Raw genomic sequence first — 19367 nt, 5'->3', positions numbered from 1 at the left:
TCTTCAGGGGTTCTGGCGAAACGGGCAGGAACCCCTTGGACGGCGGCCGCATCGCCGCCGCCGCCTCTTCGTCAGGATCACCCGGCCTCGCTGCCCAGATCGGCGCCGATAAAGGCGCCTGTCCGCTCGTAATGCTGCGTCAGCAGGGCGGCGGCCTTTTCCGCGTCGCGGTCCAGCGTGGCGCGAGCGATGGCGGCATGTTCGGCCGCCACGTCGCGGCCCGGATAGGCCAGGGTATTGGACAGCGCGCGGTAGCGCTGCGCCTCCTCCCGCAGCCGGTCGCAGAAGGCCAGCAGGGGCGGCGCGCCGCAGGCCGCCAGCAGCGCCTGGTGGAAGCGCAGATGGCAGGCTTCCCATTCCGGATTGGCGACGAAGCGGTGCGGGTCGAGAGACCGGGCCGCCCGCTTCAGCCGGTGCTCGGCCAGGACCAGCGCCTCTTCCCAGGCGGCATCGCCGTGCCGGATGGATTCGCGCAGCGCCGCGCATTCTGCCAGCACCCGGCTGCGGATCAGCCCGTCCAGCTGCCCTGGCGCCGCTGCCGCCACACGGAAGCCCCGATGCTCCAGCCGTTCCGCCAGCCCCTCGGCCGCCAGCTTGGACAGGGCCTCCCGCATCGGTGAGGCGCCGGCCCCATAGCTCTCGGCCAGGTCGCGCAGCTTCAACTTCTGCCCTGGTGGCAGGCGGCCGGACAGGATGTCCTCGCGCAGCCGCCGGTGGACGACGGTCGCAAGAGTCAGGTCGCGCGCTTCCGCGATGGGGTCTGCCTGAGACATGGCGCTACATCATCGTTTTCCCGGCGCTAACCCGCAAGCTTTTGCGGAAATCTTTCTTGACGACCCAGGAATTTCGATAAAACCTCGAACCGAGAATCAAAGGAGGATACGGCGCGTGCGCCTGATCGCGTTCCAGCATGAGGGCCGGGCGGCCCTTGGTGCCCGCCTGGGCGATGATGTCGTGGCCCTGGCCGATGTGGTGCCGGGCCTGCCGCAGGACCCCACCGAGGCCCTGGCCGCCCTGAACCTGCCGGAGGGCGCGCGCGCCCTGGCGGCGAAGCTCGCCGACGCGCCGCGCCGCCCGCTGAAGGGCCTGACGCTGCTGCCGGCGGTGCCGCGCCCGGGCAAGGTCATCTGCATCGGCCTGAACTACGCGCTGCATGCCAAGGAAGGCGGCAATCCCATCCCGGATTACCCGGCGGTCTTCTTCCGCGGCCCCACCTCGCTGGCCGCGCCCGGCGAGCCGCTGCTGCGCCCGAAGGTCTCCGACAAGTTCGACTACGAGGCCGAATTGGCCATCGTCATCGGCAAGCGGGCACGGCACCTGACGGAGGCCGAGGCCCTGGGCTGCGTCGCCGGCTACACCTGCATGAACGAGGGCTCGGTCCGCGACTACCAGCGCAAGTCGGCGCAGTGGACCATGGGCAAGAACTTCGACCGCACCGGCGGCCTCGGCCCCGAGATCGTCACGCCCGACGAACTGCCGCAGGGCCCGAATGCGCTGCGCATCACCTCCCGCCTCAATGGCGAGGTGATGCAGGACAGCCATACCTCCGACATGATCTTCACTGTGCCGCGTATCCTGGCGATCCTCTCGGAGGTGATGACGCTGGAACCGGGCGATGTGATCGCCACCGGCACGCCCAGCGGCGTCGGCTATGCCCGCAAGCCGCCGGTCTTCATGAAGGATGGCGATACCGTCGAGATCGAGATCGAGGACATCGGCATCCTCTCCAACCCCGTGCGGGACGAGGCCTGAAGCCGATGCGCCGCGCGCCGGAAAGCCACGGCGTGTCATGACCACCGCGCCCCGCGTCACCCTGTCCTTCGACAACGGCCCTGAGCCGGAGGTGACGCCGGGCGTGCTGGAGGCGCTGCGCGCACGCGGCCTGCGGGCCACCTTCTTCGTGCTGGGCCACAAGCTGGCGGCGCATCGCGCCCTGGCCGAGCGGGCCCATGCCGAGGGCCACTGGATCGGCAACCACACCTGGAGCCATGCGGGCCCGCTGGGCCATGCATCGGATGCGGTGGCCGAGACGGAGATCGCCCGCACCCAGGAGGAGATCGGTGCGCTCTCGCACCCCGACAGGCTGTTCCGCCCCCAGGGCGGCGGCGGTGCGCTGGGCCGCCACCTGCTGAGCCACGCGGCGCTGGATCTGCTGGTGCGCGGGCATTTCACCTGCGTCCTCTGGAATGCCGTGCCGGGCGATTTCCGCGACCCGGAGGGTTGGGTGGACCGCGCCCTGGATCTCTGCCAGGGGCCGGAGCCCGTGACTCTGGTGCTGCATGACCTGCCGAATGGCGCCATGCGGCACCTGGACCGCTTCCTTGGCACCCTGGCCGACCGGGGCGCCCGCTTCACCCAGGATTTCCCGGCGGCCTGCGTGCCGCTGCGCCGTGGCCAGCCATCCGGGCGGGTCGCGGATTACGTCACGCCTCACAGGGGGGCTGCCGCATGACCCGAGCCACACGTCGAGCCCTGCTGGGCACCCTTGCCGCCACGCCGCTGCTGGCCCGCCGGAGCTTCGCCCAGGCGGCATGGCCGGAGCGGCCCATCCGTCTCGTAGTACCCTTCGCCGCCGGCACCACCACCGATGCGCTGGGCCGCATCCTGGCCGATGCCCTGGGGAAGGAAGCGGGACAGCCGGTGGTGGTGGAGAACCGTGCCGGCGCCGGCGGCAATGTCGGCGCCCAGAGCGTGGCCCAGGCAGCGGGCGATGGCTATACGCTGCTGCTGGGCACCAACGGGACGCATGGCATCAATTCCAGCCTGTTTCCCGAGCTGGGCTTCGATGCGGTGAAGGATTTCACTCCCATCGCCCCCTTCGTCACCACGCCGACGGTGCTGGGCGTGCCGGTCTCCCTCCCCGCCAATTCGGTGATGGAGCTGGTGGCGCTGGCGAAGTCGCGGCCGCTCTCCTTCGCCTCGGCGGGGAATGGCACCACGGGACATCTCTCCCAGGCGCTGCTGAACCTGCGGGCGGGGCTGGAGACGCAGCACGTGCCCTACCGCAGTGCCAGCCAGGCGGTGACCGACCTGCTGGCGGGACGGGTGGATGCCATGTTCTACCACCCGCTGGGCCTCAAGCCGCATCTGGACAGCGGCAAGCTGAAGGCCCTGGCCGTGACCTCCGGCAAGCGCGTCGGCATCCTGCCGGATGTGCCGACCATCCAGGAAGCGGGGGTGCAGGATTTCGTCGTCGAGGGGCTCTGGTCGCTCTTCGGCCCGGCGGGCCTGCCGCCCGCCATCGTGGCCCGGCTGAACCGCGCCACCAATGCCCTGCTGGCCGACCCCGCCGCCCTGGCGAACCTGCGCGCGCAGGGGGTGGAGCCGACGGGCGGCTCGCCCGAGCAGCTCGCCGCCATGACGCGGGAAGAGATTGCGAAGTGGCAGCCGGTGATCGTTGCTGCCAGGATACGACCGGACTAGGGGCGCCGCCGCGCCCGCCACGACGTGCGACGACCGAGGGCAGGCCCGCGAGATGCCGCCCCCGATGGAGGACACAAGAAATGGCTGACCTGGACCAGAATACCGTCACGGATGCCGTGATCGCGCAGATGGCCTCCACCACTGACCCGCGTCTGCGGGAGGTGATGGAAAGCCTTGTCCGGCACCTGCATGACTTCGCGCGGGAGGTGAAGCTGACGCCCGCCGAATGGCTGGCCGCCATCGGCTTCCTCACCCGCACCGGCCAGACCTGCACGCCGATCCGGCAGGAATTCATCCTGCTCTCCGATACGCTCGGTCTCTCGCGCCTCGTGAACCTGCTGGACGACCAGGCCAACCGCGTGGGCGAAGCCACCGAGACCAGCCTGCTCGGCCCCTTCTACCGCGAGGCCTCGCCACAGTATGGCTATGGCGGGAGCATCGCCGCCCATGCCACGGGGCCGGAGATGATGCTGTTTGGCCAGGTGCTGAACGAGGCCGGCGAGGGCGTGCCCAATGCCATCGTCGAAGTCTGGCAGACCGATGCCGATGGCGCCTACGACCTGCAGACCAACGACCCCGGCGTCATGGACATGCGTGGCCAGTTCCGCACCGATGCCGAGGGCCGCTACGCCATCCGCACGCTGATCCCGCTGGGCTATTCCATCCCGATGGATGGGCCGGTGGGCGAGCTGGTGCGGCAGCAGAACCGCCACGGCTTCCGCCCCGCGCATATCCATATGCTGATCGGCGCCGAGGGATACCGGGAACTGGTGACGGCGCTCTATCTCGGCGACGACCCGCATATCGATTCCGACACCGTCTTCGGCGTTTCGGAATCCCTTGTCGTACGGCCGCAGAAGGGCCTCGAAGGCTCGCCCGCGCCCGACATGCCGAGCGTGCATTACGACTTCCGCATCGCGCGCCAGGCCGAGGGCGACACCTCCGGCCGCGTGGGCGCCGATCCCTCGAAAGTCGCGGCGGAGTAGCCGCCACCCGAACGTCATGGCGAGCCACGGGCAACAGAAACCGGGCCGCAGGAGGAGGTTCCATGAAAGACTTCAGCAGGCGGGATCTCGGCCGGCTTGCCCTGGCGGCTGCCGCCACGGTACCGGCCACGGCGCGGGCGCAGACAGCACCCTCCGGGCCACCGATCCGCATCGGCTATTCCATGTCGCTCTCGGGCGGGCTGGCGGGCAATGGCCGCCCGGCGCTGCTGGCGCACCGCATCTGGGCGGAGGATGTGAACGCCAAGGGCGGGCTGCTCGGCCGCCCGGTGGAACTGGTACATTACGACGACCAGAGCACCGGCGCGCAGGTGCCGGGCATCTACACCAAGCTGATCGATGTCGATAAGGTCGATCTCGTCGTCTCCGGCTATGCCACGGCCATCATCGCGCCCGCCATGCCGGTGGTGATGCAGCGGAACATGACCTTCGTGTCGCTCTTCGGCACGGGGGTGAATTCTGACTTCAAGTACGACCGGTATTTCTCCATCAACCCCGCCGGCTCCGACGTGAAGGAGACATTCGCCAAGGGCTTCTTCGACATCGCCATGGCGATGGACCCGAAGCCGCGCAGCATCGCGCTGGTGAACCTGGACAGCGACTTCCACCAGCGCACCGCCGAAAGCGCGCGTTACCTCGCCGGGCAGCACAAGCTGCGTGTGGTCTATGACCGTGCCTATCCGCCCAGCACGGTGGATTTCACGCCCATCCTGCGCTCGGTGCAGGCGGCGCGGCCGGATATTGTCTATATCGGCTCCTACCCGCCGGATACCGCCGGGCTGCTGCGCGCGGCCAGCGAGCTGCGGGTGAATTTCCAGCTTTTCGGCGGACCGATGATCGGGCCGCATATCACTGCGCAGAAGCTGCAGCTCGGCCCCATCCTGAACAACCTGGTGGTCTGGGATGTCTATGCGCCGGAGCCCACGCTGCAATTCCCCGGCACCCAGGCGCTGATCGAACGCTACCAGCCGCTGGCGGCCAAGGAGAATGCCGACGCGCTCGGCCATTACGTGCCGCCGCTGGCTTATACGCAGATGCAGGTGCTGGAACAGGCAGTGAAGCGCGTCGGCAGCCTGGATCAGGCGGCGCTGGCGGCGGATATGCACAAGAACCAGTTCGACACCGTCATCGGCCCGCTGCGCTTCGATGCCATGGGCGAATGGACGGAGGAGCGGAACCTCTACACCCAGTACCAGGGCGTGCAGGGCAATGACATCGAGCAGTTCCGCAAGCCGGGCACGCAGGTGATCCTCTATCCGCAGCGCTACAAGTCCGGCGAGTTGCGCAAGCCCTATACGGCCGGTGCCTGATGGACCCGGACCTCGCCCTTCTCCTGAACGGGGTGGTCTCGGGCCTGCTGCTGGGCGGGCTTTATGCCGCGGCGGCGGCGGGGCTTTCCGTCTCCTTCGGAATGCTGGACGTGGTCAATATCGCCCACCCCGCCTTTATGGTGCTGGGCGCGCTGCTGGTCGCCCTGCTCTGGGGCATGACGGGGCTGGACCCGCTGCTGCTCTCGCTGCTGCTGGCGCCAGCCTTCTGGGCGCTGGGGGCGCTGATCTACGTCGCCTACCACCATTTCTTCGAGCGGCGCGGGGATGAGGCCATCCAGGGCCTCGCCTTCTTCTTCGGCATCATGTTCATCATCGAGGTCGGGCTGGTGATGACGCTGGGGCCGGAACAGCACTTCGCCGATGCCGCCTATGCCAACACGACCTGGCGCATCGGCGAGATCGACCTGCCGCTGCGGATGCTGGTGCCGGCGGCGGTCGCGCTGGCGGCCATCGGGGCGCTGGCGTTGTTCCTGCGCCGCTCCTTCACCGGCCGCGCCATCGCCGCCGTGGCGCAGGACCGGGAGGCGCTGCGGCTGCTGGCCATCGATCCCGTGCGGATCAAGCGCCTTGCCTTCGGCATCTCCGTCGCCATGGCGGCGCTGGCGGGTGGCGCGCTGGTGGTGGTGCAGCCGGTGGATGCCTGGTCCGGGCATATCTTCATCGGCCGCGTCTTCGCCATCGTCATCATGGGCGGGCTGGCCTCGCTGGGCGGCTGCGTGCTGGCGGCGCTGGCCTTCGGCGTGGTGGAGAATGTCACCGCCACCTTCTACGGCCCATCCTGGTCGCCGGCCGTGGCCTTCGGCTGCCTGCTGCTGGTGCTGGCCATCCGGCCCCAGGGCCTCTTCGGGCGGGCGGCATGAGCGGCACCGCCCTGCCCGCCCTGCCGCTGCCGGCGCCGCGCCGGCTGGGCCATGCCGGCTTCTGGCTGGCTTCCGCCGTGGCGGCACTGGCGCTGATCCTGGCGCTGCGCGGCTTCGGCAGCGAATACGCCTATTTCGCCGCCACCTTCGTGCTGCAATACGTGGTGCTGGCCACCGCCTGGAATATCCTCGGCGGCTACGCGGGCTATGTGAATTTCGGCGCCGCCGCCTTCTTCGCCACCGGGGCCTATACCACGGTGGCCATCGGCAAGGCGCTGGGCCTGGGGCTGCTGCCCTGCATCGGCTTCGCGGCGGTGGTGGGCGGGGCACTGGGCCTCGGCACCGGCATCCTGACGCTGCGGCTGCGCGGCGCCTATTTCGCCATCGCCACGCTTTGCCTTTCCGTAGTGCTGCAAACCATCGTGGTGAACTGGAGCTATGTCGGCGGCTCGCGCGGCGCCTATGTGCTGCGCCCGCGCGAGGTGCCTTTCGGTTTCGACAGCTACAGCGGCTTTCTCTGCGCCGTGGTGGTGGTGCTGGCGGCGGCTGCCGTGGCCATTGCCCGCACCATCGAGAAATCCCGCCTTGGCCTCGGCCTCGCCGCGCTGCGCGACGATGAAGCGGCGGCGGAAGCCTCGGGCGTGCCGACGCTGCGGCTGAAGCTGATCGCGACGACGATCAGCGGCGCCATGATGGCGGTGGCCGGTGCTCCCCTGCCCTATCTCGGTTCCTATGTGGAGCCGAACTCGGCCTTCGGGCTGGCCTATGCGGTGAATGCCATCGCCATGCCACTGATCGGTGGCACGGCAAGCTGGGCGGGGCCGCTGATCGGCGCGGTGCTGTTGGCCTCGCTGCAACAGGCGGCGACGGTGACCATTTCCTCCGCCGCCAACCTGATGATCGTGGGCGTGGTGCTGGTAGTCTTCGTCTGCGCGGCACCACACGGCATCATCGGGCTGTTCCGGGGGCGGCGATGAGCGAGATCGTCCTGAGGGCCGAGGGAGTCGGCAAGCGGTTCGGCGGCTTCACCGCGCTTTCCGGCATCGACCTGGAAGTGCGCGCCGGGGAAAGGCTGGGGCTGATCGGCCCCAATGGCTCGGGCAAAAGCACTTTTACAAATTGCCTCGCCGGGGCCTTCGCCAGCCATGATGGCGCCTTCACCTTCAAGGGTGAGAAGCTCGGCCGGCTGAAGCCGCATCAGCGCGCGCGGCGCGGGCTGGCCCGCACCTTCCAGCTTCCACGCCCCTTCAAGGGCCTGACGGTGATCGAGAATATCCGCGTCCCCCTCGCCTATGCCGGGCGGGACGCGGCCACCGAGGCGCGGGCGATGGAATGCCTGGAAACGGTGGAACTCGCCGGCAAGGCGCACCGGATGCCGAAGGAGCTGACACAGGTGGAACTGCGGCGGCTGGAACTGGCCCGCGCCACGGCGCTGCGGCCGGAATTGCTGATTGCCGATGAAGCCATGGCCGGCCTTTCGGATTCCGAAGTGGACCAGATCCTGGCGCTGCTCTTCCGGCTGAATGCCGGCGGCACCACCATCATCATGATCGAGCATGTGATGCGCGCCGTCACGCAATTCTCCCAGCGCCTCGCGGTGCTGGTGGCCGGGCGCAAGGTGGCGGATGGAGAGCCGCGCACCGTGCTTGCATTGCCGGAAGTGGAGGAGGCCTATCTTGGCCGCTAGCCTGCTGATCGAGGACCTGGACGCTGGCTATGGCGCCGTGCGGGCGCTGGATGGCGTCTCGCTTTCCGTGGCGGCGGGGGAGACGGTGGCGCTGCTCGGCACCAACGGCAATGGCAAGACCACGCTGATGCGCTGCATCCTTGGCCTGCTGCGGCCGACGCGCGGGCGCATCCTGGCCACCATCGACGGGCAACAGCATGACCTCGTCGGTCGTTCACCCGAGGAGATCGTCAATCTGGGCATTTCCCTGGTGCCGGAAGGGCGGCGGCTGTTTCCGCGCCTTTCGGTGGAGGAGAACCTGCTGCTCGGCGCCTATCGCCGCGCCGCGCGCGTGGAGATGGGGCGCAACCTCGAATTCTGCTACGACGCCTTCCCGCGCCTGAAGGAACGCCGCTCCCAGCCCGTGGGCAGCATGAGCGGCGGCGAGCAGCAGATGGTGGCGCTGGGACGCGCCGTGATGTGCGCGCCGAAGATTTTGCTGGTGGATGAGCCTTCGGTGGGCCTCGCGCCCATCCTGGTGGCCCGCACGATCGAGAAGATCGGCGAGATGAAGGAAAAGCTGGGCCTGACGGTGCTGATGGCCGAGCAGAATTTCCACCAGGCCATCCGCATCGCCGACCGTGGCTATGTGCTGGTGCATGGGCAGGTGGCCTTCCAGGGCGATTCCCCGGCGGCACTGGGCGACAGTGAGTTGGTCCGCAAATTCTATCTCGGCCTGTGAAGGAGCTTAACATGGGCGCGCTGGATGGCTGGAAGCTGGGCTGGATTGGCGTCGGCCGCATGGGCACGCCGCTCTGCCGCCGGTTGCTGGAGGCCGGGGCGGAGGTCACCGCCACGGATCCCGACCATACCCGTATCGCTGCGCTGGCGAATGAGGGGTTGCACGCCGCCATGACGGCGGCGGGGCTGGCGGAGCAGACGGAGATCATCCTCTCCATGGTGCCGAATGACGCGGCGCTGCTGGCGGTGACGCTCGGCCCCGGCGGGCTGGTGGAGGAGATCCGTCCGGGGCAGGTCTTCATCGACCTCAGCACCGTCTCCCCCGCCACTTCCGCGCAAGTAGCGGAGGCCATGGCGGCGCGGGGCGCGGATTACCTGCGCTGCCCGGTCTCCGGCAGCACCAGCACGGCGGCATCGGGGGCGCTGACCATCTTCGCCTCCGGCCCCGAGGCGGCACTGGACCGCTGCGCGCCGCTGCTCGGCGTGCTGGGCAAGGAGACGATGCGTTGCGGCACGGCCGAGGAAGCCCGCGCCGTGAAGCTGATGGTCAACCTCGTCGTCGCCCTCACCCCTGCCATCATTGGCGAGGCCCTGGCCTTCGGTGGCCGCCTCGGCCTGGACTGGGAGGCGATGGTGGAGGCGCTGTCCAAAAGCGTCGTGGCCTCTCCCCTGCTCGCCTACAAGGCCGAGATGCTGAAGGCGCGGGACTGGACGCCCACCGCCGATCTCGACCTCATCGCCAAGGATCTGGACCTCGCCCTGGCCGTCGGGCTGCGGGAGGGCGCGCCGATGCCGCTTTCCGCCCTCGCCCGGCAATTCGCCGCCGCCTATCAGGCCAGCGGCGAGGGCGAGCTGGATTTCTTTCGTCTCGCCACCTGGCCCGAGCGGTTGCTCGCGCCCAATCCCCGCTGAGGTATCCATGCAGGATGAGATCCGCGCCCTGGAAGCACGGCGCTATGACGCCATGCTGCGCGGCGATGTCGATGCCCTGGCCGCGCTGCTCTCCGAGCGCGCCGTCTATGCCCATTCCGACGCGACGCGGGACAGCAAGGCGGAATACCTCGCCAGCCTTTCCACCGGCAGCCTGCGCTATCTGGAAGTGGGCTACAGCACGGAGATGGTGCTGGAAGCCGGGCCGGATGCCGCCGCCGCGCTGGGCCGCATGAACGCCACCATCATCCGCGATGGCGCGGAGAAGCGCATCGCCAGCCTCACCCTCGCCGTCTGGGCGCGGGAGGGCGGCGAATGGCGCCTCCTCGCCTACCAGCCCACCGCCATGAAGGCCTGACACATGACCAACACGCTTTTGCCCACCACCGTCGTCGGCAGCTACCCGCAGCCGGACTGGCTGGTGGACCGCAATGTGCTGGCGCAGAACCTGGTGCCGCGCGTGCGGATGAAGCAGATGTGGCGCGTGGCCGAGGATGCGCTGGAGCAGGCGCAGGATGATGCCACGCTGATCGCCATCCGCGACATGGAGCGCGCGGGGCTCGACATCATCACCGATGGCGAGATCCGGCGGGAGAGCTATTCCAACCGCTTCGCCCTGGCGCTGGATGGCGTGGACGTGGACAACCCCGCCCGCACCATGGGCCGCGCCGGCAAGGAGACGCTGGTGCCGCGCGTGGTGGGCAGGATCCGCCGCAACCGGCCGGTAGAGGTGCGGGATGTGGAATTCCTCGTCGCCAATACCGAGCGCAGGACCAAGATCACCCTGCCCGGCCCCTTCACGCTCTCGCAACAGGCCTCGGACGAGTACTACCGGGACGAGGAAGCCATGGCGATGGACTATGCCGCCGCCGTCAACGAGGAAGCGAAGGACCTTCTGGCCGCCGGTGTCGGTGTCATCCAGTTCGACGAACCCTGGATGCAGGCGCGGCCGGAAGGTGCGGCGCGCTTCGGCGTGAAGGCGCTGAACCGCGCGCTGGAGGGGCTTGCGGGCGAGACGGTGGTGCATGTCTGCTTCGGCTATGCGGCCGTCGTGAAGGACAAGCCCTCCGGCTATTCCTTCCTGTCGCAACTGGCCGATTGCACCGCCGGCACCATTTCCATCGAGGCGGCGCAGCCGCGGCTCGACCTTGCGGTGCTCGACGGCCTGCCTGGCAAGAAGATCATGCTGGGGGTCATCGACCTCGGCAGCCCGGAGGTGGAGGCGCCGGAGGTGGTGGCGGAACGCATCCGCGCAGGGCTGCGGCACCTGCCAGCGGAGCGGCTGGTGGTCGCACCGGATTGCGGCATGAAATACCTGCCCCGACCCCGTGCCTTCGGCAAGCTGCGCGCCATGGCGGAAGGGGCTGCCATCGTGCGGCACGAATTGCAGGGCTGAGGCCAGCGACGGCAGAGGGGGGGAGCTGGTTGGGGCGCCAGGATTCGAACCTGGGAATGGCGGTACCAAAAACCGCTGCCTTACCGCTTGGCTACGCCCCACCGGCCTGCGCTGAATAAGCGGCCCGGCCTGGGTCGTAAAGCCCCCCTCCCCACCGCCACCACGCCTTCGGCAGCAACTCCGCGGCATGGGCGGCCTGGGACGCTGAGGGAAAAAGGCCGAAGCAGGTGGCGCCGGAGCCGCTCATCCGCGCCAGCAGGCACCCCGGCAGTGCCCGCAGAGCCGTCAGCACTTCCGCCACCGCCGGGCAGAGGCCGATGGCCGCTTCCTCAAGGTCGTTGCGGCAGGCCAGGAGATCGCGCGCCATGGCTCTGGCATCGGCCCAGCCTGCTGGCAGAGTGGCCGGCGGCGTGCCGTCGCCCCGGCGCGCGCGGAAGACGGCGGGGGTCGGCAGGGCCAGGCGCGGATTGGCCAGCACCATGCCGCAGTCCGGCAGGGCCGGCGCGTCGGAGAGCACCTCTCCCACCCCTTGCATCCGCCTCGGGCGGTTCTCCAGGCAGACCGGCACATCCGCCCCCAGCCGGGCCGCCAGGGCCGCCAGGGCCGGCGGTTCCAGCCGCAGCCCCCAGGCGTGGTCCAGCAGCCGCAGCGCCGCCGCCGCATCGGCCGAGCCGCCGCCGATGCCGGAAGCCACCGGCAGGTTCTTCTCCAGCCGCAGCCGGCCATGGGGCCGGATGCCGGCATGCTCCGCCAGCAGCCTCGCGGACCGTAGCACGAGGTTGTCGGGTTCGGCGGCCAGGGCCGCGCCTTCCGGCCCTTCCAGCACCAGGGAGAGGCCGGGTGCCGGCTCCAGCCGCAGCCTGTCGCCGGCCCCCGCGAAGACCACCAGGGAATCGAGCAGGTGATAGCCATCCGCCCGCCGCCCCGTGACATGCAGGTGCAGATTCACCTTGGCGGGCGCGGCTTCCTCCGCCCCCGCCGCAGCCGCGCCGCTCAACGCGCGGCGGAGCTGGGCTGCCGCTCGCGCAGCTTGGCCTCGATGCGCGGCGTTTCATCCGGCTCGGGGTCCGAGATCAGGGCGCGGCGCCACTGGTAGACCGCCTCCGCCTCCCGCCCTGTGGCCCAGTAGACATCCCCCAGATGGTCGTTGATGGTGGCGTTGCGGGATTCCAGCTCCACCGCGCGCTCCAGCCATTTGGTGGCATTGGGCATGTCGCCCAGCTTGAACAGCGCCCAGCCCAGGCTGTCGGCGATATTGCCATCCTGCGGGCGCAGCGCCATGGCGCGCTCCAGCATCTCCCGCGCCTCGGCCAGGTTCTCGCCCCGCTCCACCCAGGTATAGCCGAGATAGTTGAGGATATAGGGCTGCTCGGGCGCCAGCTTCAGCGCGGCCTTGAAATCCGCCTCGGCCCGCGGCCACTGGTCGGAACGCTCCAGCGAGATCCCGCGGGCATAAAGCAGCGACCAGCTGTTCGGACCCGCCTCCCCCACGCGAGCGATGGCAGTGTCGTAGGCTTCGACAGCTTCGGCATAGCGCTTGCGGGAGCGCATCAGGTCCCCCAGCCGGGCGAAGGGCTGTGGCGCCTCGGGCCGAGCCTCGGCCAGGACGCGCAGGGTGGCAATCGCCTCGTCCGGCCGGTCCAGGCGGTCCAGCAGCGTGGCGCGGCGCATCATCACCACCGGCAGCAGCGGGTCGTCCTGCGACACCCTCTGCAACAGGGCCAGCGCCCTCTCCGGGTGCTGCTCCTCGGCCAGGGCCTCGGAGGCCACCAGCATGGCCGGCACGAAATCCGGCCGCAGCCGCAGCGAGAGCCGCGCCAGCAGCATGGAGAGTTCCGGCCCGCCCTGCCCGCGCAGCGCGGCGGCCAGTGCCAGCTGGGCCTCGGCCATACCCTCCACGGCGGAAGTGACCGCACGCTCCTGCAGGATACGCCGCCGCACTTCCGGCGTGCCGAGCATCGCCAGGTCGTCACCGCCGGTCGAGATGCTCTCGACCAGCTTCATCGCCTCCGTCTCCTTGCCGGCGCGGCCGAGGATGCCGGCGGCGATCTGCACGAGCCGCAGATTCACCTCGGGCGAATTGGCCAGGGCGGTGCGGATCAGCCGCTCGGCCTCCTTGGGACGCTTGCCGAGGTCGGCGATCATGGCGCCGTGCAGCGCGGCCAGGCCGCTGAGGCGCGAGGATTCGATCTGCGGCTTCAGGGTGGCCAGGGCGGCATCGGTCTGCCCGCGGCCGGCCTGCGTCCAGGCCAGCAGCACCGGCTGCAGGATCTGCCCCGCAGCCTGGCGCGGCATGGCGCGCAGCCGCGCCTCGGCGCGCTCCCAGCGCCCGGCCATGCCATCGGCGCCGGCCAGCACCATGGCGGCCAGCTCATTCTCGGGCATCCGGCGCGCCACCCTCACCGCCTCCGGCCGGCCGTCGAGTATGGCGGCCAGGAAGGCGCGGCGGATCACCTCCGGCTGGTTCGGCGCCAGCCGCAGCGCTTCCAGCAGCAGGTCGGCGGCCGCCGCGGTGTCGGTCTCACGGGCGGCGAGGCTGCCGGCGAGATAGGCGCCGCTGGCCGTCAGGCGCGGCCGGATGTCGGTGGCGGAAGCAGGCGCGCGGCCAGATAGCCCGCTGGTGGCGATACCCGCCATCAGGGCCAACGAAAGCAGCGCGACGCGACGGGGGAGGATGAGGGCAACCATGGCCGTCAGGTTAGAGCCTTTTCCCGCCGCCTGGGAACGCCCCGCGCGGGGCGGGCCGGCGGAAAGAGCCGGCGGGGTCGCGCAGAGGTGACCACCCCCACCCCGATCGGAACCGGACTGGAAACATTGTGATACTCCGCCATCACGGCGATCCTCGCGGCCGGGCGCCTGTCCCCGGGCCGCCCGGCGAAGGAGGAGTGCGATGCGTCCCGTCCTGACCGCCCTGGTGCTGCTGGCCGCCTGGGCCGGCGCCGCGCCGGCCCAGGCGCAGAACCGCTTCTGGCTGGTGAACGAATCCGGCCTGACGATCGAGCGCGCCTATGTCTCGCCCTCCCGCCTCTCGGACTGGGGCCACGACATCCTGGAAGGCACCCGGCTGACGCCGGGGCAGCAGGTGCGCGTCAGCCCCTCCGCCGACGACTGCGAACTGGATGTGAAGGTGGAATACGAAAGCGGGCAGGAGGAGGAGAAGATGGAGGTGAATGCCTGCCGGACCAACCGGATCGTCTTCACCAATCCGGCGGGCCGCGCCGCGCTCCCCTCCCCCGCCCTGGTGGGCTACATCCCGCCGATATAGTTCGGGCCGCCCGCGCCCTCCGGCGTGCACCAGTCGATATTCTGCCGGGGGTCCTTGATGTCGCAGGTCTTGCAGTGGACGCAGTTCTGCGCGTTGATCACCAGGCGCGGCTGGCCTTCCTCCACGCCCACGGCCTCATAGACGCCGGCCGGGCAATAGCGGCTTTCCGGGGCGCGATACTGGTCCCAGTTCACCGGCTTCCAGAGGTCGGGGTCGCGCAGCTTCAGATGCGCCGGCTGGTCCTCCTCATGATTGGTGTTCGAGAGGAACACCGAGGAGAGGCGGTCGAAGGTCAGCACCCCGTCCGGCTTGGGATAGACGATCTTCGGGCACTGGCCGGCCGGCTTCGTGGCGCTGTGGTCGGCATGATGCGCCAGGGTCCAGGGCGCCTTGCCGCGGAACAGGTAGGTCTCGGCGGCCGCGTTCAGCATCCCGCCCCACAGGCCCCATTTGGCGAAGCCCGGGCGGATGTTGCGGACGCCTTCCAGCTCCGGCCACACCCAGCTGGCCTTCAGGGCGGCCGGGTAGCTCTCCAGCACCGCCGGCGGCTCGCCACCCGCCAGCGCGGCGGCGATGGCCTCGGCCGCCAGCATGCCGGACTTCATGGCGGTATGCGTGCCCTTGATCTTCGGCACGTTCAGGAAGCCCGCCGTATCGCCGATCAGCGCGCCGCCGGGGAAGACCAGCTTGGGGATGGACTGGAAGCCGCCCTCGTTCAGCGCGCGGGCGCCATAGGCGACGCGCTTGCCGCCCTCCAGCATCTTCCGCACCTCCGGATGCGTCTTGAAGCGCTGGAACTCGTCGAAGGGGGAGAGCCAGGTATTGGGATAGTCCAGCCCCACGACGAAGCCGATGGAGACCAGGTTCTCGCCGAACATGTAGAGCCAGGCGCCGCCATAGGTGTCGGACTTCAGCGGCCAGCCGACGGAGTGCCACACCTTGCCGGCGGTGTGCTTCTCCTTCGGGATCTCCCAAAGCTCCTTGATGCCGAGGCCGTAGGTCTGCGGCTGCGCGCCCTCGCGCAGGTTGTAGCGTTCCGCCAGCTTCTTGGTCAGCGAGCCCCGGCAGCCCTCCGCGAAGAGGGTATAGGTGGCGCGCAGCTCCATGCCCGGCTGGTAGTTCGGCCCTTCCTCGCCCTCCTTCGTGATGCCCATCACGCCGGCGACGACGCCCCGCACCTGCCCGTCCTCGATGATGGTCTCGGAGGCCGCGAAGCCCGGATAGATCTCGACGCCCAGCGCCTCGGCCTTCGCGCCGAGCCAGCGGCAGACATTGCCAAGGGAGACGATGTAGTTGCCGTGGTTGTGCATCTGCGGCGGCGTCGGCAGCTTGTAGGCCTTCGTCTCCGTCAGATAGAGGAAGCTGTCCTCGCCGGCGGGGGTGGCCAGCGCCGGCGGGTCATCGCGCCAGTCGGGGATCAGCTCGTCCAGCGCGCGCGGCTCCAGCACCGCGCCGGAGAGGATATGGGCACCGACCTCACTGCCTTTCTCGACCACGCAGACAGTGCTGTCCGGGGAGACCTGCTTCAGCCGGATCGCCGCCGCCAGGCCAGCCGGCCCGGCGCCCACGATCAGGACGTCGAATTCCATACTCTCCCGGTCACTCATCCACTGTCCCCTTCCATAGTCTTTATCCCGTCTGATCGCCTTAACCCGATCATGGGTTGCGCGGAACCCTGAGGCGGGCCGATATGCCACCCATGACCCCCGCCCCGCCCGAGCCAGCGGAAGCCGAAACCGCCGCCCTGCTGGCCGCGCTGCGGCTGCAGCTGGACTGGGGCGCCGATGAGGCCCTGGCCGAAGCGCCGCTGGACCGGCTGGCCGCCCCGCCGCCCCGCCCTGTGGAGGCAGACCCCGCGGCGCCCCAGGCGCCACAACCCCCGCCTCCGCCAGCCGCCCGCCCGCGCCGCGCGCCGGCCGTGGCCGTCCCGCTGCCCCTGGCCGCCGCCGCCAGTCTGGCCGCCGGCGCGCAGAGCCTGGAGGCGTTGCGGGAGGCCATGGCGCAGGTGGATACCCCCCTGCGGGAGACCGCCACCAATCTGGTCTTCGCCGATGGCCGCCCCGGCGCGCCGCTGATGCTGCTCGGCGAGGCCCCCGGCGCCGACGAGGACCGCCAGGGCAAGCCCTTTGTCGGCCAGTCCGGCCAGTTGCTGGACCGCATGCTGGCCAGCATCGGCCTCGACCGCCATGGCGAGGACGCGCATAACAGTTTCTACATCAGCAACATCCTGCCCTGGCGCCCCCCCGGCAACCGCACGCCGACGGATGCCGAGATCACGCTCTTCCTGCCCTTCGTGCTGCGCCACATCGCCCTGGCGCGGCCGAAGCGGCTGGTGCTGCTGGGAGGTGTCGCGGCCAAGTCGCTGCTGCGGGCGCGGGATGGCATCACCCGCCTCCGCGGCCGCTGGCATGAGCTGCCGACCGAGTCCGGCCCCCTGCCCGCGCTGCCCACTTGGCACCCGGCCTATCTGCTGCGGAATCCGGCCGCCAAGCGGGAATCCTGGGCCGACCTGATCTTGTTGCGACGCAGTATCGAAGCAGAAAAAGATGTTCCGGTATCGCCACAGTGACGAATCTGTGATGGAACTTCGCCCTTTAAGACGCTGTTAAGCCTCCTTGACATCTCGCCCGGTGGGATTTGCCTCGGCAATCGAAATTGCCGAGCTCGCGGAAGGCCGTTATCGCCTTCCGTGCCATGCAAGCGATCTACCCCATGGCCCTGCGTCACTCCCTTCTGGCCCTTCTGGGCCTCGGGGTGGTGACGACGACCACTTTCGGCGTTCAGGCGCCGGCTGTGGCGAAAGGGGCCGGAGAGACCGCCCCCGTCGAACGGGCAATGAGCCTGCCCAAGCCGAGCCTTCCCCATGGGATGGCCGGTCTGCCGCAGGTTCTGGCCCCCTCGGATGCCGCGCGACTGGCGCGGATTTTCGAGGCTCAGGCGCGGGGAGACCTGACAACTGCAATCCGTGAGGCCGAGCGGCTGGATGACCGCCGCCTCACGGGCCATATCCTGGCCGACCGCTGGATGCGCCCGGGCGCGCCGGAACCGAGCCTGCCTGAACTCCATGCCTGGATGGCTGAGTATTCCGACCATCCCCAAGCCACCCGGGTCCATGAGATGCTGCGTCGTCGGTTGCCGCAGGGGGCGCCGCAGCCCCCAGCGCCACCTGATGATTCGCTGGCCGCTGACACTGAGACGGTGCCGGAGGAACGCGATCCCCCCAGCCGCACCGTGCAACGCGATTCCCGCCTGGACCGTCTGGTGCGCAGCCGCGCCTCGGATGGCGATGTGGATGGCGCGCTCTCCGCCATCAGCCGCGGCGCCAGCGGCACCTATGCCGCCCTGCTGCAGGGCGAGGTCGCGCTGGCGCTCTTCCACAAGGCCCGGGACGAGGAAGCCTTCCGCATCGCCGCCGAGGTGGCGAAGCTGAACCCCAATGTCGCGCATCCCGCCTTTGTGGCGGGATTGGCGGCCTGGGGCATGGGCCACCCGGAGCGCGCCCTGCCGCTCTTCGAGGCCGCGGCCCGTGCCGAGATCGGCCCGCCCGCCCTGCGCGCGGCGGCCGCCTTCTGGACCGCCCGCGCGGCCGTCCGCACCCGCCGGCCGCAGCTCTATGTGCCGTGGATGCTGCAGGCGGCGCAGGAGCCGCGCACCTTCTATGGCCTGATCGCCCGGCGCGTGCTGGGCCTCGCCCCCGGCTTCGCCTGGGAGCGGGAAGTGGCCGGTGAAGCCGAGGGCATCGCCCTGGCCGAGACGGCTTCCGGCTGGCGCTCCCTGGCGTTGCTGCAGATCGGCCAGCGGGACAAGGCGGAGGCCGAGCTGCGCCGCCTCTGGCCCATCGCGCAGAACAATCCCGGCCTCTCCGGCGCCATGCTGGCGGTGGCGCGGGATGCCGGCATGACGGACCTCGCCGCCCAGGTGGCGGCGCTGGCCCAGACCAATGACGGCCGGCCGCGCGACTACGACCGGTTTCCGATGCCGAAGCTGCAGCCCTCGCGCGGCTTCAGCGTCGACCCGGCGCTGGTCTATGCGCTGGCACTGCAGGAATCGCGCTTCGATGCCAAGGCCGTCTCGCCGGCCGGGGCGCGCGGCCTCATGCAGATCATGCCCGCGACGGCCGCCTATATCGTCGGCGATTCCAGCCTGCGCGGACGGGGCGTGGGCCGGCTGAACGATCCCTCCTTCTCGCTGGACGTGGCGCAGCGCTATCTGCACCACCTGGTCTCGCTGGACGTGGTGGATGGCGACCTGATCCGCATGCTCGCGGCCTATAACAACGGCCCGGGAAACCTGTCGCGCTGGTCGCCGGCGGCGGCGCACCGGGACGATCCCTTCCTCTTCATCGAGGCGATCCCGGTGGGTGAGACCCGGGCCTATGTACAGCGCGTGCTGGCCTATTCCTGGATCTATGCCAGCCGCCTGGGCCTGACCGCCCCCAGCCTGGATGCGCTGGCCAGCGGAGCCTTCCCGCGCTTCGACCCGCATGGGAAGGAATTCGGCTCGAGCCTCATGGCCGGCCGCACCGACCCGCCCGGCTTCCGCCGCGCCGCCGCGCGCTGAACCGGTAGGGGCCCGCCACGCCGGCGGGCCCCTGTGTCTCTTCTGAACCACCGGCGTCTCTTCTGAACCAAAATTGAGAAAAATCGGCCTGTCGCCGGGCGTAACGGCGGCTGCCTCGGTTGCGCCGCCAGAGTACCTGTGCATAGTCCGCCGCATAACCGCATAACGCTATTCAGGCGGCCAACGCGGGG

Annotated in this window: 19 protein-coding genes and 1 tRNA gene; 15 read left to right on the top strand and 5 right to left on the bottom strand. The window is 69.8% G+C overall.

Going from position 1 to position 19367, the window contains the following annotated elements; all coding sequences use genetic code 11:
* Positions 1-77 precede the first annotated feature (77 nt).
* On the bottom strand, positions 78-773 hold the full coding sequence (locus IAI58_RS06055) for a GntR family transcriptional regulator (RefSeq protein ID WP_207445121.1): 696 nt from the start codon (positions 771-773) through the stop codon (positions 78-80).
* Positions 774-888: 115 nt separating this feature from the next.
* On the opposite strand from IAI58_RS06055, the gene IAI58_RS06050 reads away from it, so the two are divergent.
* From IAI58_RS06050 to IAI58_RS05995, 12 genes are all read left to right on the top strand, one after another.
* Positions 889-1752, top strand: coding sequence for a fumarylacetoacetate hydrolase family protein (locus IAI58_RS06050; RefSeq protein WP_207445122.1), 864 nt, complete (start codon positions 889-891; stop codon positions 1750-1752).
* A gap of 37 nt (positions 1753-1789) precedes the next feature.
* Positions 1790-2452 (top strand): polysaccharide deacetylase family protein, encoded by a 663-nt coding sequence (locus IAI58_RS06045; RefSeq protein ID WP_207445123.1) that lies wholly within the window; start codon positions 1790-1792, stop codon positions 2450-2452.
* A complete protein-coding gene (locus tag IAI58_RS06040) occupies positions 2449-3423 on the top strand; it encodes a Bug family tripartite tricarboxylate transporter substrate binding protein (protein WP_207445124.1) in 975 nt (324 codons plus the stop codon). Before IAI58_RS06045 ends, IAI58_RS06040 begins: the two co-directional genes overlap by 4 nt.
* Before the next feature lie 80 nt (positions 3424-3503).
* Positions 3504-4409 (top strand): dioxygenase family protein, encoded by a 906-nt coding sequence (locus IAI58_RS06035; protein WP_207445125.1) that lies wholly within the window; start codon positions 3504-3506, stop codon positions 4407-4409.
* A 62-nt stretch (positions 4410-4471) separates the two neighbouring features.
* Complete coding sequence (locus IAI58_RS06030; protein WP_207445126.1) at positions 4472-5737, top strand: amino acid ABC transporter substrate-binding protein; 1266 nt, start codon at positions 4472-4474, stop codon at positions 5735-5737.
* Positions 5737-6618 carry a branched-chain amino acid ABC transporter permease gene (locus IAI58_RS06025; protein ID WP_207445127.1) on the top strand — a complete coding sequence of 294 codons (882 nt, stop codon included), beginning with the start codon at positions 5737-5739 and terminating at the stop codon, positions 6616-6618. The genes IAI58_RS06030 and IAI58_RS06025 overlap by 1 nt, the downstream gene beginning before the upstream one ends.
* A complete protein-coding gene (locus tag IAI58_RS06020) occupies positions 6615-7595 on the top strand; it encodes a branched-chain amino acid ABC transporter permease (RefSeq protein WP_207445128.1) in 981 nt (326 codons plus the stop codon). The genes IAI58_RS06025 and IAI58_RS06020 overlap by 4 nt, the downstream gene beginning before the upstream one ends.
* A complete protein-coding gene (locus IAI58_RS06015) occupies positions 7592-8305 on the top strand; it encodes an ABC transporter ATP-binding protein (protein ID WP_207445129.1) in 714 nt (237 codons plus the stop codon). Before IAI58_RS06020 ends, IAI58_RS06015 begins: the two co-directional genes overlap by 4 nt.
* Entirely contained in the window at positions 8295-9026 is a 732-nt protein-coding gene (locus tag IAI58_RS06010) for an ABC transporter ATP-binding protein (RefSeq protein WP_207445130.1), read from the top strand. Before IAI58_RS06015 ends, IAI58_RS06010 begins: the two co-directional genes overlap by 11 nt.
* 11 nt (positions 9027-9037) lie before the next feature.
* Complete coding sequence (locus IAI58_RS06005) at positions 9038-9937, top strand: NAD(P)-dependent oxidoreductase (protein WP_207445131.1); 900 nt, start codon at positions 9038-9040, stop codon at positions 9935-9937.
* A 7-nt stretch (positions 9938-9944) separates the two neighbouring features.
* Positions 9945-10313, top strand: a complete 369-nt coding sequence (locus IAI58_RS06000; protein ID WP_207445132.1) for a nuclear transport factor 2 family protein — start codon at positions 9945-9947, stop codon at positions 10311-10313.
* A gap of 3 nt (positions 10314-10316) precedes the next feature.
* Positions 10317-11351 carry a 5-methyltetrahydropteroyltriglutamate--homocysteine methyltransferase gene (locus IAI58_RS05995; protein ID WP_207445133.1) on the top strand — a complete coding sequence of 345 codons (1035 nt, stop codon included), beginning with the start codon at positions 10317-10319 and terminating at the stop codon, positions 11349-11351.
* A 26-nt stretch (positions 11352-11377) separates the two neighbouring features.
* Here IAI58_RS05995 and IAI58_RS05990 read toward each other — a convergent pair.
* The 3 genes from IAI58_RS05990 to IAI58_RS05980 all read right to left on the bottom strand — a co-directional run bounded on the left by IAI58_RS05990 (position 11378) and on the right by IAI58_RS05980 (position 14039).
* Positions 11378-11452: transfer RNA gene (locus IAI58_RS05990), tRNA-Gln, on the bottom strand.
* Positions 11443-12348, bottom strand: coding sequence for a 4-(cytidine 5'-diphospho)-2-C-methyl-D-erythritol kinase (locus IAI58_RS05985; RefSeq protein WP_207445134.1), 906 nt, complete (start codon positions 12346-12348; stop codon positions 11443-11445). The genes IAI58_RS05990 and IAI58_RS05985 overlap by 10 nt, the downstream gene beginning before the upstream one ends.
* Positions 12345-14039 carry a tetratricopeptide repeat protein gene (locus IAI58_RS05980; protein WP_207445135.1) on the bottom strand — a complete coding sequence of 565 codons (1695 nt, stop codon included), beginning with the start codon at positions 14037-14039 and terminating at the stop codon, positions 12345-12347. The genes IAI58_RS05985 and IAI58_RS05980 overlap by 4 nt, the downstream gene beginning before the upstream one ends.
* Before the next feature lie 202 nt (positions 14040-14241).
* Here IAI58_RS05980 and IAI58_RS05975 point away from each other — a divergent pair, with 202 nt between their 5' ends.
* Positions 14242-14616, top strand: a complete 375-nt coding sequence (locus IAI58_RS05975; protein ID WP_207445136.1) for a hypothetical protein — start codon at positions 14242-14244, stop codon at positions 14614-14616.
* On the opposite strand, the gene IAI58_RS05970 is transcribed toward IAI58_RS05975, so the two are convergent.
* Positions 14598-16223, bottom strand: a complete 1626-nt coding sequence (locus IAI58_RS05970) for an electron transfer flavoprotein-ubiquinone oxidoreductase (protein ID WP_207445137.1) — start codon at positions 16221-16223, stop codon at positions 14598-14600. The two genes, IAI58_RS05975 and IAI58_RS05970, sit on opposite strands and share 19 nt — an antisense overlap.
* 83 nt (positions 16224-16306) lie before the next feature.
* On the opposite strand from IAI58_RS05970, the gene IAI58_RS05965 reads away from it, so the two are divergent.
* On the top strand, positions 16307-17185 hold the full coding sequence (locus tag IAI58_RS05965; RefSeq protein ID WP_408906183.1) for a uracil-DNA glycosylase: 879 nt from the start codon (positions 16307-16309) through the stop codon (positions 17183-17185).
* 143 nt (positions 17186-17328) lie between these two features.
* Positions 17329-19176 carry a lytic transglycosylase domain-containing protein gene (locus IAI58_RS05960; protein WP_237182919.1) on the top strand — a complete coding sequence of 616 codons (1848 nt, stop codon included), beginning with the start codon at positions 17329-17331 and terminating at the stop codon, positions 19174-19176.
* Positions 19177-19367 lie beyond the last annotated feature (191 nt).

The organism is Roseomonas marmotae (assembly GCF_017654485.1).
Taxonomy (GTDB): domain Bacteria; phylum Pseudomonadota; class Alphaproteobacteria; order Acetobacterales; family Acetobacteraceae; genus Pseudoroseomonas; species Pseudoroseomonas marmotae.
The sequence above is the reverse complement of the archived record's forward strand: the minus strand, read 5'-3'. Positions and strand labels throughout refer to the sequence as shown.

What these genes read in the sequence shown, in the direction of transcription:
- IAI58_RS06035 (WP_207445125.1), top strand. Translation starts at nt 3,504, where the DNA reads ATGGCTGACCTGGACCAGAATACCGTCACGGATGCCGTGATCGCGCAG.
- IAI58_RS06040 (WP_207445124.1), top strand. Translation starts at nt 2,449, where the DNA reads ATGACCCGAGCCACACGTCGAGCCCTGCTGGGCACCCTTGCCGCCACG.
- IAI58_RS06000 (WP_207445132.1), top strand. Translation starts at nt 9,945, where the DNA reads ATGCAGGATGAGATCCGCGCCCTGGAAGCACGGCGCTATGACGCCATG.
- IAI58_RS05975 (WP_207445136.1), top strand. Translation starts at nt 14,242, where the DNA reads ATGCGTCCCGTCCTGACCGCCCTGGTGCTGCTGGCCGCCTGGGCCGGC.
- IAI58_RS05980 (WP_207445135.1), bottom strand. Translation starts at nt 14,039, where the DNA reads ATGGTTGCCCTCATCCTCCCCCGTCGCGTCGCGCTGCTTTCGTTGGCC.
- IAI58_RS05995 (WP_207445133.1), top strand. Translation starts at nt 10,317, where the DNA reads ATGACCAACACGCTTTTGCCCACCACCGTCGTCGGCAGCTACCCGCAG.
- IAI58_RS06055 (WP_207445121.1), bottom strand. Translation starts at nt 773, where the DNA reads ATGTCTCAGGCAGACCCCATCGCGGAAGCGCGCGACCTGACTCTTGCG.
- IAI58_RS06020 (WP_207445128.1), top strand. Translation starts at nt 6,615, where the DNA reads ATGAGCGGCACCGCCCTGCCCGCCCTGCCGCTGCCGGCGCCGCGCCGG.
- IAI58_RS06025 (WP_207445127.1), top strand. Translation starts at nt 5,737, where the DNA reads ATGGACCCGGACCTCGCCCTTCTCCTGAACGGGGTGGTCTCGGGCCTG.
- IAI58_RS05965 (WP_408906183.1), top strand. Translation starts at nt 16,307, where the DNA reads ATGCCACCCATGACCCCCGCCCCGCCCGAGCCAGCGGAAGCCGAAACC.
- IAI58_RS06030 (WP_207445126.1), top strand. Translation starts at nt 4,472, where the DNA reads ATGAAAGACTTCAGCAGGCGGGATCTCGGCCGGCTTGCCCTGGCGGCT.
- IAI58_RS06005 (WP_207445131.1), top strand. Translation starts at nt 9,038, where the DNA reads ATGGGCGCGCTGGATGGCTGGAAGCTGGGCTGGATTGGCGTCGGCCGC.
- IAI58_RS05970 (WP_207445137.1), bottom strand. Translation starts at nt 16,223, where the DNA reads ATGAGTGACCGGGAGAGTATGGAATTCGACGTCCTGATCGTGGGCGCC.
- IAI58_RS05960 (WP_237182919.1), top strand. Translation starts at nt 17,329, where the DNA reads ATGGCCCTGCGTCACTCCCTTCTGGCCCTTCTGGGCCTCGGGGTGGTG.
- IAI58_RS06015 (WP_207445129.1), top strand. Translation starts at nt 7,592, where the DNA reads ATGAGCGAGATCGTCCTGAGGGCCGAGGGAGTCGGCAAGCGGTTCGGC.
- IAI58_RS06045 (WP_207445123.1), top strand. Translation starts at nt 1,790, where the DNA reads ATGACCACCGCGCCCCGCGTCACCCTGTCCTTCGACAACGGCCCTGAG.